Annotated in this window: 13 protein-coding genes, 5 pseudogenes and 1 riboswitch; of the genes and pseudogenes, 14 read left to right on the forward strand and 4 right to left on the reverse strand. The window is 28.7% G+C overall.

Annotated elements, in window-relative coordinates; genetic code table 11:
• The first annotated feature begins 26 nt into the window (after positions 1-26).
• The 8 genes and pseudogenes from hypF (at position 27) to DIC82_13515 (ending at position 6,756) form a co-directional block, all read left to right on the forward strand.
• A complete protein-coding gene (gene hypF, locus DIC82_13480; GenBank protein ID AWK51962.1) occupies positions 27-2,312 on the forward strand; it encodes a carbamoyltransferase HypF in 2,286 nt (761 codons plus the stop codon).
• A gap of 60 nt (positions 2,313-2,372) precedes the next feature.
• Positions 2,373-2,603 carry a HypC/HybG/HupF family hydrogenase formation chaperone gene (locus DIC82_13485; protein ID AWK51963.1) on the forward strand — a complete coding sequence of 77 codons (231 nt, stop codon included), beginning with the start codon at positions 2,373-2,375 and terminating at the stop codon, positions 2,601-2,603.
• The gene (locus tag DIC82_13490) at positions 2,596-3,675 is read left to right on the forward strand and encodes a hydrogenase formation protein HypD (protein AWK51964.1); all 1,080 of its coding nucleotides are present in this window, start codon (positions 2,596-2,598) and stop codon (positions 3,673-3,675) included. Before DIC82_13485 ends, DIC82_13490 begins: the two co-directional genes overlap by 8 nt.
• Positions 3,676-4,677: a hydrogenase expression/formation protein HypE gene (hypE, locus tag DIC82_13495; GenBank protein AWK51965.1), complete on the forward strand. Its 1,002-nt coding sequence runs from the start codon at positions 3,676-3,678 to the stop codon at positions 4,675-4,677. It begins immediately after the preceding gene.
• 256 nt (positions 4,678-4,933) lie between these two features.
• Positions 4,934-5,329 (forward strand): annotated as a pseudogene (locus tag DIC82_13500) (sugar kinase).
• Positions 5,330-5,416: 87 nt separating this feature from the next.
• Positions 5,417-5,865: pseudogene (locus tag DIC82_13505) on the forward strand (hypothetical protein).
• A 5-nt stretch (positions 5,866-5,870) separates the two neighbouring features.
• The gene (locus DIC82_13510) at positions 5,871-6,233 is read left to right on the forward strand and encodes a permease (protein ID AWK51966.1); all 363 of its coding nucleotides are present in this window, start codon (positions 5,871-5,873) and stop codon (positions 6,231-6,233) included.
• A 214-nt stretch (positions 6,234-6,447) separates the two neighbouring features.
• Positions 6,448-6,756: pseudogene (locus DIC82_13515) on the forward strand (4Fe-4S binding protein).
• Positions 6,757-6,831: 75 nt separating this feature from the next.
• On the opposite strand, the gene DIC82_13520 reads toward DIC82_13515, so the two are convergent.
• Positions 6,832-7,194: a dinitrogenase iron-molybdenum cofactor biosynthesis protein gene (locus DIC82_13520; GenBank protein ID AWK51967.1), complete on the reverse strand. Its 363-nt coding sequence runs from the start codon at positions 7,192-7,194 to the stop codon at positions 6,832-6,834.
• A 133-nt stretch (positions 7,195-7,327) separates the two neighbouring features.
• On the opposite strand from DIC82_13520, the gene DIC82_13525 reads away from it, so the two are divergent.
• The 6 genes and pseudogenes from DIC82_13525 to DIC82_13550 all read left to right on the forward strand — a co-directional run bounded on the left by DIC82_13525 (position 7,328) and on the right by DIC82_13550 (position 10,323).
• Positions 7,328-7,696 carry a hypothetical protein gene (locus DIC82_13525; GenBank protein ID AWK51968.1) on the forward strand — a complete coding sequence of 123 codons (369 nt, stop codon included), beginning with the start codon at positions 7,328-7,330 and terminating at the stop codon, positions 7,694-7,696.
• Between the two features lie 164 nt (positions 7,697-7,860).
• Positions 7,861-8,043: pseudogene (locus DIC82_13530) on the forward strand (pyridine nucleotide-disulfide oxidoreductase).
• Positions 8,044-8,178: 135 nt separating this feature from the next.
• Positions 8,179-8,496, forward strand: a complete 318-nt coding sequence (trxA, locus tag DIC82_13535) for a thioredoxin (GenBank protein ID AWK51969.1) — start codon at positions 8,179-8,181, stop codon at positions 8,494-8,496.
• Between the two features lie 150 nt (positions 8,497-8,646).
• The gene (locus tag DIC82_13540; GenBank protein AWK51970.1) at positions 8,647-8,916 is read left to right on the forward strand and encodes a hypothetical protein; all 270 of its coding nucleotides are present in this window, start codon (positions 8,647-8,649) and stop codon (positions 8,914-8,916) included.
• Positions 8,917-9,015: 99 nt separating this feature from the next.
• Positions 9,016-9,693, forward strand: coding sequence for a cytochrome C biogenesis protein ResB (locus tag DIC82_13545; GenBank protein ID AWK51971.1), 678 nt, complete (start codon positions 9,016-9,018; stop codon positions 9,691-9,693).
• Positions 9,694-9,702: 9 nt separating this feature from the next.
• A complete protein-coding gene (locus tag DIC82_13550) occupies positions 9,703-10,323 on the forward strand; it encodes a TlpA family protein disulfide reductase (protein AWK51972.1) in 621 nt (206 codons plus the stop codon).
• Positions 10,324-10,681: 358 nt separating this feature from the next.
• Here DIC82_13550 and DIC82_13555 read toward each other — a convergent pair whose 3' ends face one another.
• The 3 genes and pseudogenes from DIC82_13555 to DIC82_13565 all read right to left on the reverse strand — a co-directional run bounded on the left by DIC82_13555 (position 10,682) and on the right by DIC82_13565 (position 12,046).
• Complete coding sequence (locus tag DIC82_13555; protein ID AWK51973.1) at positions 10,682-11,317, reverse strand: DUF3793 domain-containing protein; 636 nt, start codon at positions 11,315-11,317, stop codon at positions 10,682-10,684.
• 23 nt (positions 11,318-11,340) lie between these two features.
• Positions 11,341-11,757: a flavodoxin gene (locus DIC82_13560; protein ID AWK51974.1), complete on the reverse strand. Its 417-nt coding sequence runs from the start codon at positions 11,755-11,757 to the stop codon at positions 11,341-11,343.
• Positions 11,758-11,962: 205 nt separating this feature from the next.
• Positions 11,963-12,046, reverse strand: a pseudogene (locus tag DIC82_13565) (phosphohydrolase).
• A gap of 135 nt (positions 12,047-12,181) precedes the next feature.
• Positions 12,182-12,362, forward strand: a riboswitch (cobalamin riboswitch).
• Positions 12,363-12,501 lie beyond the last annotated feature (139 nt).

Here is a 12,501-nt window from a genome sequence, read left to right on the forward strand (position 1 = left end):
ACAACATAGAAGAAGGTCTTCAAAATATGAGATATATAGTAAAAATTTACGGGATTGTACAAGGGGTTGGATTTCGCCCTTTTATATATAAAAAAGCAAATGATTTCAAAATCTATGGATATGTTAAAAATATAGGTGGTGCTGTATTAATTGATTGTTCAGGTAAGAGGGAGAATATAAAACATTTTATATTGGATGTTATAAAAAAGCCACCTAACCTTGCAAAGATTGAAAAGGTTCAGTGTAGTCCTATTAAAAATAATTTGCTCATTTCTAAATATACTAATAAAGACAAATTTGTGATTAAGGAAAGTATTAATCAGAAAAATGCAATAAAATTTATTTCACCTGATATAGCTACTTGCCCTAAGTGTTTAGAGGATATAAAAAAGAAAGGAAATTCTCGCTTTCGATATGCTTTTACAAATTGTACTCAGTGTGGTCCTAGGTATTCAATTATTAAAGCTTTGCCATATGATAGAAAAAATACCACTATGGAAGACTTCTCTATGTGTGAAGACTGTAAAAAAGAATATGATAATCCCCTCAGCAGGAGATTGCACGCTCAGCCAAATTGCTGTGAAAAATGTGGTCCTAAACTTTTTCTAACAAATAATCAAGGAAAGCAAATTCATTGCGAAGATCCAATTAAAGAAACTATTAAACTTATTGAAGAAGGAAAAATATTAGGAATTAAGGGGATTGGGGGATTTCATTTAGTTTGTGATGGAAGGAATGAACAAGCTATTAATCTCCTTAGAAGTAGAAAATATAGAAAAGATAAGCCATTAGCTTTGATGGCAAAGGATATTGGAATTGTTAAAGAAATTTGCTATATATCTGATAGAGAAGAGGAAGTATTAAGTAGTAATAAGAGACCTATTTTAATATTAAAAAAGAAATATCCTTCTTCAGTGCCAGAGATTATAGCACCGAAGCAAAAGAATTTAGGTGTCATGTTGCCTTATACACCTCTACATCATTTGTTATTAAGTGAAAACCTAAATCTTTTAATTATGACTAGTGGAAATATAAGTGGAATGATAATGGAATATAAAAATGAAGAAGCAGTAAAACATTTAAATAAAGTTGCAGATTATTTTTTAATTCATGATAGAGAAATTTATGTTACAGAAGATGACTCTGTCGTAAAGGTTATAAATGAAACAGAAAGGGTTATTAGAAGAGGTAGAGGCTATACTCCCTATACAATGAAAATTAATCTAAATAGACAAATTATAGCTGTTGGAGGTCAACAGAAGAATACAATATGCATTTCTAAAAATGGATATACATATTCAAGTCAGTATTTAGGTGATTTAGGAGAACTTGATTGTTATGAAAATTTTAAATATATGCTGAGACATTTCAATAATTTATTTGATATTAACGCAGAATTAATTGTACATGATATGCATCCATCATATTTAAGTACTAACTATGCAAAGGAACAGAAAGTAAGAAAAGTGGAAGTTCAGCATCATCATGCTCATATGGTTAGTTGCATGGCTGAACATTCTATTTATGATAATGTAATTGGAATTATATTTGATGGTACTGGATTTGGACTTGATGAAGCAGTATGGGGTGGAGAATTTTTTGTTGGAAATAGAAGCTTTTTTAAAAGAGTAGGACAACTAGAATACGTAAAGATTCAAGGAGGAGAGCAAGCCATAAAAGAACCTTGGAGATGTGCTGCAAGTTATTTATATGCTTTGGGTTATGATTTACTTGAAATAATTCAAGATGTGGAAAATGAAAAAATTGAAGTAGTTAAACAAGCCTTAAATTCAAACATAAATTGCTTCTTATCTTCTAGTGTCGGAAGATTGTTTGATGCAGTAGCAGCACTATGTGGAATTAGAAATAATATAACTTATGATGGGCAAGCTGCAATAGAATTAGAAAATGCTATTGACGATGAAGCTTATGAAAGTTATTTCTGGAATATCAAAGAGGATAATGGTATTTTTAATATTCAATATAAAGGTATTATAGAAGGAATATTGAAAGACGTTGAAAAAAAAGAGTTAATTTCTAAAATATCCTCAAGATTTCATAACTCACTTATTGAAGCTTCATGCGCTTTAGTATGTAAATTAAGAGAAAAAGAACATATAAATAAAGTTGTTCTTAGCGGTGGTGTTTTTGAAAATCAATATCTTTTGAAAAGAATATATAAAAATCTAATTAAGCAAGGATTTAAAGTCTTTTATAATCAACAAATTCCTACCAATGATGGAGGAATTTCTTTTGGACAACTTCATGTTGCAAGTGCAATTATGGAAAACAATGAACAATTTAAAGTGTAAGAATGATGGACTTGCTATTTTTTTTGAATGTGCCTAATTATAGAGAAGGAAGGGAGATATATGTGCCTTGCAGTGCCAGCTCAGGTTATAGAGATAGATAATTATAGTGCAATAATAGATATTATGGGATTAGAGAGTAAAGTTAATGTTCAGCTTATTGAAGACCTAAAGGTAGGAGAATATGTTTTAGTTCATGCAGGATGTGCTATTCAAAAGATTGATAAGGATTATTTTGAAGAATTACAGAAAATATTTCAATCAATACTAGATAGTGAGGATAAAGATGGATAAACAAACCTTGATTAAAGGTATGATAAAAAAAATTCAACAGTCTTCAATTGGGAAGTTCAATGTTATGGAGGTTTGCGGAACTCATACTCAAGCTCTTTCAAAATTTGGAATTAGACAATTAGTTGAACCAAATATACACTTACTATCTGGTCCAGGATGTCCAGTTTGTGTTACTTCAGAAAGTTATATAGATGCAGCTATAGAGCTTTCTAAACATCCAAATGTTATTTTGAGCACATTTGGAGACATGATGAAAGTAAATGGAAGTAGAGAAAATTTAATTGAGCAAAGAGAAAAGGGAAAAGACATTAAAGTGTTATATTCTCCTTTAAATTCAATAACACTTGCAGAAGAAAATAAAGACAAAGAGATAATTTTTCTTGGGGTAGGATTTGAAACTACAACTCCTCTAATTGCTCTAACCATAAAGATGGCACAGGAAAAAGGTATAAAAAATATTTCCTTTTTAATAGGAATGAAGAGAATGGAGCCAATCTTGCATCATATACTTAAAGATCCTAATCACAATATACAGGGATTAATTTGTCCAGGACATGTCGCGGCAGTAAAAGGGTCAGACTATTTTAAATTTATTGCAAATAAATATAATATTCCAGCAGTAGTAGCAGGTTTTGAAGCTTTGGAGATTACAGGAGCTTTATATTTTTTAATGAAACAACAATGTGAAGATAAAAAGAATTTTGAAAATTTATATAAAACTTGTGTAACCCTAGAAGGAAACAAAAGAGCAAATAAACTAATGGAAGAAGTATTCACATATTGTGATGAAGAATGGAGGGGAATAGGAATTATTAACGATTCGGGATTTTCCTTGAGAGAAAAATATAGAAGTTATGATGCTACCAAAAAATTTGGAATAAATTTAGAAAAAACTTTAAGCAAAAATAAAATTAAAACTTGTATATGCAGTGAAATTTTATTGGGAAAGAAATTGCCAAATAAATGTGAACTTTTTGGGAAAAATTGTACACCAGAGCATCCAATAGGACCTTGTATGGTATCCTCTGAGGGATCATGCTCTATTTTTCATAAGTATAAGGGAGTGGAATAGATGAATGAAGTGATTAAGCTTATTCATGGTGATGGGGGAAAACATACAAAAATATTAATTGAGCAACTTTTCTACAAACATTTTAATAATAATATTCTTTTGCAAGAGCAGGATTCAGCAACATTTACAGCAATACAAGGGAAAATGGCTTTTACCACAGATTCTTTTGTGGTAAAGCCACTGTTTTTTTCAGGGGGAAACATAGGTAAGATTGCAGTTTGCGGAACTGTTAATGATTTAGCTGTATCTGGAGCAAAACCACTTTATTTAAGTGCGAGTTTTATAATTGAAGAAGGATTTTCAATGCAAATTCTTGAAAAAATTGTGAAATCTATGGGGCATACCTGCCTAGAATGTGGAGCTAAGATTGTAACCGGGGACACAAAGGTAGTGGAAAAAGGGAGTGTAGATGGAATCTTTATTAATACTAGTGGAATTGGGTATATAACAAATGGATATGAGGTAAAACCCATTGAAGCAAACGATAGGATTATAGTAACAGGGGGAATTGGTGAACATGGAACAACAATTGCTGTAGAGAGATATAACATCAAAGTAAAAGGTGATTTTAAAAGTGATTGTGCAGCATTATATCCTTTTATAGAAAAACTTAAAGAACATTTTACTTCTATAAAGATAATGAGAGATCCGACTCGTGGGGGATTAGCTACTGTATTGCATGAATTTTCTTTACTTTGCAAACACGGAATACACTTGATTGAAGAAGATATTCCTATTAGTGAAAGTGTTAAGTCTATAAATAAGCTTTTAGGATTGGATCCATTATACATGGCATGTGAAGGAAGAATGGTACTAGTTGTTAAAGAGTTCGAAGCTCAAAATGTACTAAAGATAATTCAATCAATTGATCAAGGGAAAGGTGCAAGAATTATAGGCAAATTTGTTGAGGAGTTTACTCAGAATATATTTATAGAAAATAGCTTTGGTGGAAAGAGAATATTAGGACCTTTAGAGGGTAATATGTTACCTAGAATATGTTAAGGTATGTAGAGACTAAAAAGTTAAATGATCATAATAATGATTTAAGTTAAAAAATTTAATAAGGATAAGTAAGGCGATAAACATTTATATATGAATGCTTATTGCTTTTATTAATTATTTATAAATTTATAAAAACCAAGATAATAAAAAATATCTACATTAAACTTAATTTATAATTACGTTAAATCATCAAAACTTATTTCTAAAATGGTTAAAACATAATATCCTTAATATAATGAAAGAAAAGTGAAATTTTTTGGAAGACTATAAAAGTTTTGAATCATTAAATGAGAGATGTAAATACATATTTGATATTATACAAAAAAAAGGTCCTATAACTAAAAGTGAATTGATAGATAAGACTAAAATAAAATTAACTACACTAAATAGAGAGATTCGGATTTTATTGTATAATAAAATAACGGATATTGGAGAATCTACAGGTGGAAGGAAACCTAGTTTATATGATGTGAATCCAAGGGACTTTTACATTATTGGAATTGATATATAGCGAACTTATACTAAAATAGTTATAAAAAATCTTAAATTAAAAATAATAGAAGAAGAATTATTAAGCTATGAATATAACATTGAAAATATAAGTGGTATTATTACTACTTTTATAAAAAATATATGTATGAAATTGCACATACAAAAATCAGCGTTTGTTGGTATAGCAATGGGAGAATATGCTATGGTTATACAAAAATTACAAAATTAAAAGATAGGACGTGAAGTTATGAATCCAACAGCATTTTCAGTAATGGGATTTGATATAAGATGGTATGGAATAATAATTGCAACTGGAATGACACTAGGAATATTAATAGCAAATTATAATTGTAAATGGAGAAAAGTTGATTTAAACATTTTCCTATGTTTATTCAAAAAGGTATGCACATAAATGGAATCTTCTATAATCCTACTTTTTTATATAAATCCACTTGGAACATAATAGTATTTATAATATTAATGGGCATGCTAAGGAAAAACAAAAAAAATGGAATCGTATTTTTTACATACATTGGATTGTATTCTATAGGTCGATTTATAATCGAAGGAATGAGAACCGATAGTTTAATGCTAGGAAATATAAGAATTGCTCAATTAATGAGTTTAAGTGGAATTTTAGTTTGGATAATATTTATATTTTTAAGCAATTATAAAAGTAGAGTAAAAGGAAGATGATATTAATGACAAACATAATATTATTTATAGCAATTGGCCTAATGGCTGGAATTCTGAGTGGAATGTTTGGGATTGGTGGAGGCATAATAATTGTACCTGCATTAATGTACTTATGTGGATTTAGTCAGTTAAAAGCACAGGGAACATCTCTTGCAATTTTGCTTCCTCCTGTTGGAATTTTAGCTTTTATTAGTTACTACAAAAGAGGACAGGTAAATGTGCAAGCAGGGATTTTGATATGTATATTTTTAGTTATTGGTTCAGTATTTGGAGCCAAAATAGCTAATAATATACCATTATCCATTTTAAAAAAAGCATTTGGAATATTAATGATTTTGATATCTTTAAAAATGATTTTTTCTAAATAATAAAGTGATTCTTAGCTTCAGATGGAGTTTTATTAATAGAGGAATACTTCTCAACCTGAAGCTTAGAAGAACTTATAACCTCAAGGGTCACAATGTCCAGGAGCGTGCAGCCGTTATCTCTCACTTGAATAGGTGGGAGAGTTACGGATTCTAGCTATCGGATAAAATAAATTATAACAATTTTTTATAGATGGTAAGCTGTTAGTTTAAATTAATAATAGTTGTAACAACTATAACGGGTATTTTATTATCTTTAAGATATAATCATAGAACATGGTGTAATTTTTGCCCAATGGGAACTATGGCATCAGTTATATCAAAATTTAGAAAAAGTAAAAAAGTATTAAATGTATCATCATCATGTGTTTCATGTAAAATATGTGAAAAGAAATGTCCATTAGGACTAGTTCCTTATGATTACAAAGGTGATATATTAAGTCATCCAGATTGTATACAATGTATTCAATCTGTAACTGCTTGCCCTAAGAAAGCTATAGGATATAATAAAATAACTATAAAATAATTTTTCAGAGTTAAAAGAGAGGATACTAGAAAATAGTTTATCCTCTCTTTTTTACTATTGTTTTATTATATATTTTTAGTTGTGGCATCCATGCTCATGCTCATCGCATAATTCACCGGAGTCAGAAACTGAGCCATTAAGCCAATTAAGAGCTACTGTTTTCACATCTCCAGAGCATCCTCGTAATACTTCGATACCTGCATTCTTTAAAACGTTAACTGCTCCTTGGCCCATATTGCCTGCAAGCATGATTTCCACTCCAATTTCAGAAAGAGTTGTAGCAATGTTTGATTTACATCCACAGCCAGCTGGGGATGCAAGGGTTTCTTCATTAACTATTTCTTTAGTATTGTTATCAACTGTGAAAATTGTGTAATATTCACAATGCCCAAAGTGACTATCGATTATGTTTTGACGTGTTGGTAATGCAATTTTCATATAATTATTCCTCCAATAAAAATTTATTAAAGTAGCAGATGTATCAAGATGTTATTGACATATGCCCTTTATATATTATAATAAGGTTATAAAGAACATATGTCAATAATTATAAAGTCAGAGGTGAAAAGGAATGCCAAGACCTAGAAAATGCAGAAAGGTATGTTTCTTACCTGAAATAGACTCATTTGGACCGCGGAACAGCACAAATATAAGAACAGAGATTATTTTAATGACCGTAGATGAATATGAAACAATACGACTTATTGATTTAGAAGAAATGACACAGGAAGAGTGTGCAGAGAAAATGGATGTTGCACGAACAACTATACAAAGAATTTATAACGATGCACGAAAAAAACTGGCAAAGTCATTGGTAGAAGGAAAAACATTAAAAATTCAAGGTGGAGATTATATACTTTGCGATAAGGGTGAACCTTTATGCAGGTGTAAAAAATGCTGTAAACGAAAAGTTTCACCTGAAAATTCTGAAAAGATTTAAGAAGAAAACTGATTTATAAGATATAATAAAATAGTTTGTCTGAGCTAGAATAGAGGAAACTAGAAAATGGGTTATCCTCTCTTTTGTTATATTGTATATGTGTGTGACTAAATCACATATATTAGTGAAAGACTAATATATAATAAAGATAAGGAGGGGCATAAATGAATAATTATGCTGGATATGTTGGTTAAAATCTTTTAAATGGTGATTTTAAGCAAGTAAATGTAGATAAAGTTAGAGAACTTGTAGAAAACAATGCATATATTGTAGATGTTAGAGAATGTGGAGAATATGCTAATGGATACAATAAAGGTTCAAAAAATGTTGCTTTAAGTGAACTTAGATAAAGTATTGTTACTGAATATAATTTTAGATAAATTAATTAAGTGATTAAGTCACAGAAATAGTAAAAAGATAAAGTTATAATTAAAGTATAAGAAGTAATAAAAATTTTAAAATATAAATTGGGGGAGTTAAGTGTGGTTAAAGCAATAAATGGTAATGAATTTGTTGAAAGTGTTGAAAATACTAAAGGCGTAGTAGTTGTTGATTTCTCGGCAACTTGGTGTGGCCCATGTAAGATGTTAGGTCCAGTGTTTGAAGGAGTTAGTAATAAAATGGGAGACAAAGCTAAATTCTTTAAGGTAGATGTAGATGAAAGCAGAAATATAGCTCAAAAGTATAGAATAGCTGCAGTTCCAACTATGATTATATTTAAGGATGGAGTTCCTGTAGAAAATTTAGCAGGTTTTATGCCAGAACAAAATATAACAAATAAGGTGAATGCATATTTATAGAAAGTAAAAGTATAATTGATCTTACATGAAAAACAGATAGTCTAAGTTAAAGTTAGAGTATCTGTTTTTCACGTATATATCAATGATTTAATTTAAGATTATTATATCTTTAAACATAAGTAATATTTCTAATTTAGAGAAGATAAACTATTGAACATTTCAGCTCAGTTCAAGTCTTGTCACGGAATAACTCAAATTATTAGTAAATTACCTAAAGTAGGAATATTTAGAGTAAATAATGGCATGAATGCGAGAACTATGAATAGAAGTGCAATGGAAGATAAATCTAAATTTACTTCTGACAATTGGGTTGAGTGTATTACTCCATTAATTAATCGTGCATTAGCAGAAGCTAGGAGGGAATTAATCCGTAATACCTATATAGAGAATTTATTCTTAATATGTGACTTAACCATATAAATATATATATAAATACTTTATAATATATGTTAGAAAAAGAATCAGATTACAAACTTGCAAATGAAATTATTAAACACATTTTAGGGAGACTGATAAAGTATGGAATATTTTCTGTTATTTTTAGAGGGAATTATAACCTTTATATCACCTTGTATTTTGCCACTATTACCTTTATATGTATCATATTTTGCAGGTGGAAATGAAGAATATGATAAAAATAAATATAATGCATTAGTAAATTCTTTAGGGTTTGTATTAGGATTTACGATAATATTTACATTATTAGGCACACTCGCTGGAACCTTTGGAAGCTTTATAAAAGAACAAAGTGCTATTATAAATATGTTAGGTGGATTTATAGTAGTTTTGTTCGGTACAAATTATATGGGAATATTTAAAATTCCATTTTTAGAAAGAAATCTAAAGATTAATGCTGAAATAAAGACATTTAAGTTTTTATCTTCTATTTTGTTTGGAATGATTTTTGCAATAGGATGGACACCATGTGTTGGTACATTTTTAGGAACTGCCTTGATGATTGCAGTTAACTCACAAGATATTTTAAAAGGTACTATGATGCTTTTAATTTATAGTATAGGACTTGGTATACCTTTTGTAATATGTGCTATTTTAATAGATAAGCTAAAGGAAGCATTTAATTTTATAAAAAGCAATTATAAAGTTATAAATAGGATATCTGGAATAATTCTTGTGATTATAGGTATTTCAATTATGACTGGTTATTTAAATAAAGTACTTTCATTTTTAACATTTTAGGAGGAATCTATGAATAATAATAAAAAATCAATTTTACTAGTAATGGGATTTTTTTGCTTTGTAGTATTTTTAGTAAGTACATATTTTGGCTATGGTTTCTTAGCTTCAAAATATAATAATAAAAATATAAGCAATGAAACTGGGAAAAGTGGAAATATAAAGATTCAAAATAAAGTTTCTACAAAAGGATCAGATAAGAATAAAGTTATGGCAAAAGACTTTGTTGTTTATGATGAAGATCTAAAGGAAGTAAAGTTATCAGATTATAAAGGAACTCCCGTAGTATTGAATTTTTGGGCTAGTTGGTGTCCACCTTGCAAGTCAGAGATGCCTTCATTTGATGAAATGTCAAAGAAGTATAGCGAAGATAAAATAGCTATTTTAATGATAGACTTAACTGATGGTCAAAGAGAAACTATAAGCATTGCTAAGCAATTTATAAAAGACAATAATTATAATATGAAGGTTTTATTTGATAATAAAATGGATGCATCAAATATATATAATATTTCAGCTATACCAAGAACTATTTTTATTGATAAAGATGGATATATTGTTGAAGATAATTCAGGGGCAATAACAAAAGAACACTTAGAAAGTCAAATAAAATTGTTGCTTAAGGGATTATGAAACATAAAGGATTAGAAATGCAAAGTGACAATTATAATATATAAATTAAAATATGGGCTGTTGAACTACTAATTTTTTAGTTGTTCAACAGCCCTTTTATATAAATTTTATGGAATATATTTATATATTATATTTAGGATAATAATTAATAGTAGTTTGTACTCATTGTTTAAAATTCTCAGTGTGTGTAAACTGAAAATTTTTATGGTGGTTAATTACATACATTCATGGTAGTGTGTGAATATAATGAACATATTTCTGTTAAAAAATAAGATAAAGCGTTCACTTATTATATAGTTAATATAATAGTTTTAATTATCTATTTCTATTTGAACTAAATATATATAATTTGGAGGAGCTATATATATTTAGCATTTTCATAAAAGGAGTTCTTTATACTTAAAACGAGGTCACGCGATGAATTCCCTTTAAGCATATTTTTTATAGTGTATTCTTTTACTTTATCATATTTATTAAAAATTGCCTTTGCTTTATTACTGTCATTGTATACCTTCCAATATCCACATAATAAACATTTTTTTGTAGTACATTCCATAAAATCTTTAACATCTTTAAAGGGTATTCCAAGGAATAATCCAAGCTCATGAGGGCAGTGATATTTTTCATATCTGATTTTTAATACATTTATATAATCATTAATACATACATTAGAAGGATATCCTATATTAAATAAAAATTTCATATGAGACTTTTTATTTAAATCTTTTTCTAATATAAATTCATCATAGATCATAACTATAATTGAGTCACAGCTTTCTCTTAATTCTATAAACTTAAAATTTATAGTCTCTATAAAATCACTTCCAAAATCATTCCAACTATTATATAACTTTTGATTATTCTTTTTTATTGTAATTGTAACAGCTGGTTTGATTCCTGCAATTACTAATGATAAATTGTATACTAAAAAAGTTTCTATATATTCTTTATTATGCATTGAATCTAATTTATTATAAAAATCTAGATATATCATTTCATATCACCGCCAAACTTATTTTATGCAAGAGCTATTTTCTTACCAAAATCTATACACTCTTGTTTGTTATCATCAGGTTCATTTTGGATTATTAATGGAGTATCTATGATAGTACAACCATAGCCTATCATTCTTTCTTCAAAATCTCTCATCCATTGCCCATCTCCCCAACCATAAGAGCCAAATAGTGCAACTTTTTTACCAGAAAGCTTAGTTGAAATTTCATCAATAAGTGGTTCGAATTCTGACTCTTCTAGTACTTCGTCTCCCATTGCAGAGCAACCTAAAACAATTACTTCTTCGTCTAGTAATTCGTCTACATTTACATCTGAGACAACTACTGTTTCAGCATTTTTACCTGCTTCTACAAGTCCTTCTCTAATCAATTCTGCCATTTTTTCTGTATTACCCGTTCCTGACCAATATACTATTTTCATTTACTACCACTCCCTACAACTTTTCAATAAGTTTGAAAATCATTCTCAATTAGAGAATATAATATAAGACCAATTTTGTCAAGTTTTATTTTAAAATTAAAGAACAATTTTACATTATTGAGTTATTTTCATAGGTTTATAAGATAATAATATTAATGGGAGAGTAATAACATCTGAAAAGAATGAAAAATAAAATTCATTTTATTTATTCTGAATAATAAGAAACTACAATATTGCTCCAGTTTTCAATTATGCAGTCAGTAATTTTAGGATCATACATTATCATCTTCTTAAAAACATTCATAGAAATACATACGTTGATGAGATTAAATCTCTTCATATATATTTTAACCACCTTTTTTGTGTGTCAAGTTGACAGTATGTGAGTTATTGAATATAATCTAAAAAATAGAGTATAACATGCAATAGGGAATGAAGTGAAAATCTTCGACTACCCCAGTAACCGTAAAACTGACGAAATCTAGGGCATATAAAAGAAAACGACAATGAAACGATAATGAATTGTTGTTAATTTAATATGCTTAAAATGCCACTGAGAAATTGGGAAGGCTTTGAGAGTAGGCTGAAGTTAAGTCGGGATACCTTAGTGTTATACGAAATTAATATCCTCTGAGGGTGGGATATTAGAAAAGAAAGTATATTTCTATTTATTAAAGCTTTAGTCATTTACTTTAGTTTTATTATTCTTGGACTTATACAGTTATGCATTTTTAGGCATACTCT

The organism is Clostridium beijerinckii (assembly GCA_003129525.1).
GTDB lineage: Bacteria > Bacillota > Clostridia > Clostridiales > Clostridiaceae > Clostridium > Clostridium beijerinckii_D.

What these genes read in the sequence shown, in the direction of transcription:
- hypF (AWK51962.1), top strand. Translation starts at nt 27, where the DNA reads ATGAGATATATAGTAAAAATTTACGGGATTGTACAAGGGGTTGGATTT.
- DIC82_13485 (AWK51963.1), top strand. Translation starts at nt 2,373, where the DNA reads ATGTGCCTTGCAGTGCCAGCTCAGGTTATAGAGATAGATAATTATAGT.
- DIC82_13490 (AWK51964.1), top strand. Translation starts at nt 2,596, where the DNA reads ATGGATAAACAAACCTTGATTAAAGGTATGATAAAAAAAATTCAACAG.
- hypE (AWK51965.1), top strand. Translation starts at nt 3,676, where the DNA reads ATGAATGAAGTGATTAAGCTTATTCATGGTGATGGGGGAAAACATACA.
- DIC82_13510 (AWK51966.1), top strand. Translation starts at nt 5,871, where the DNA reads ATGACAAACATAATATTATTTATAGCAATTGGCCTAATGGCTGGAATT.
- DIC82_13520 (AWK51967.1), bottom strand. Translation starts at nt 7,194, where the DNA reads ATGAAAATTGCATTACCAACACGTCAAAACATAATCGATAGTCACTTT.
- DIC82_13525 (AWK51968.1), top strand. Translation starts at nt 7,328, where the DNA reads ATGCCAAGACCTAGAAAATGCAGAAAGGTATGTTTCTTACCTGAAATA.
- DIC82_13545 (AWK51971.1), top strand. Translation starts at nt 9,016, where the DNA reads ATGGAATATTTTCTGTTATTTTTAGAGGGAATTATAACCTTTATATCA.
- DIC82_13550 (AWK51972.1), top strand. Translation starts at nt 9,703, where the DNA reads ATGAATAATAATAAAAAATCAATTTTACTAGTAATGGGATTTTTTTGC.
- DIC82_13555 (AWK51973.1), bottom strand. Translation starts at nt 11,317, where the DNA reads ATGATATATCTAGATTTTTATAATAAATTAGATTCAATGCATAATAAA.
- DIC82_13560 (AWK51974.1), bottom strand. Translation starts at nt 11,757, where the DNA reads ATGAAAATAGTATATTGGTCAGGAACGGGTAATACAGAAAAAATGGCA.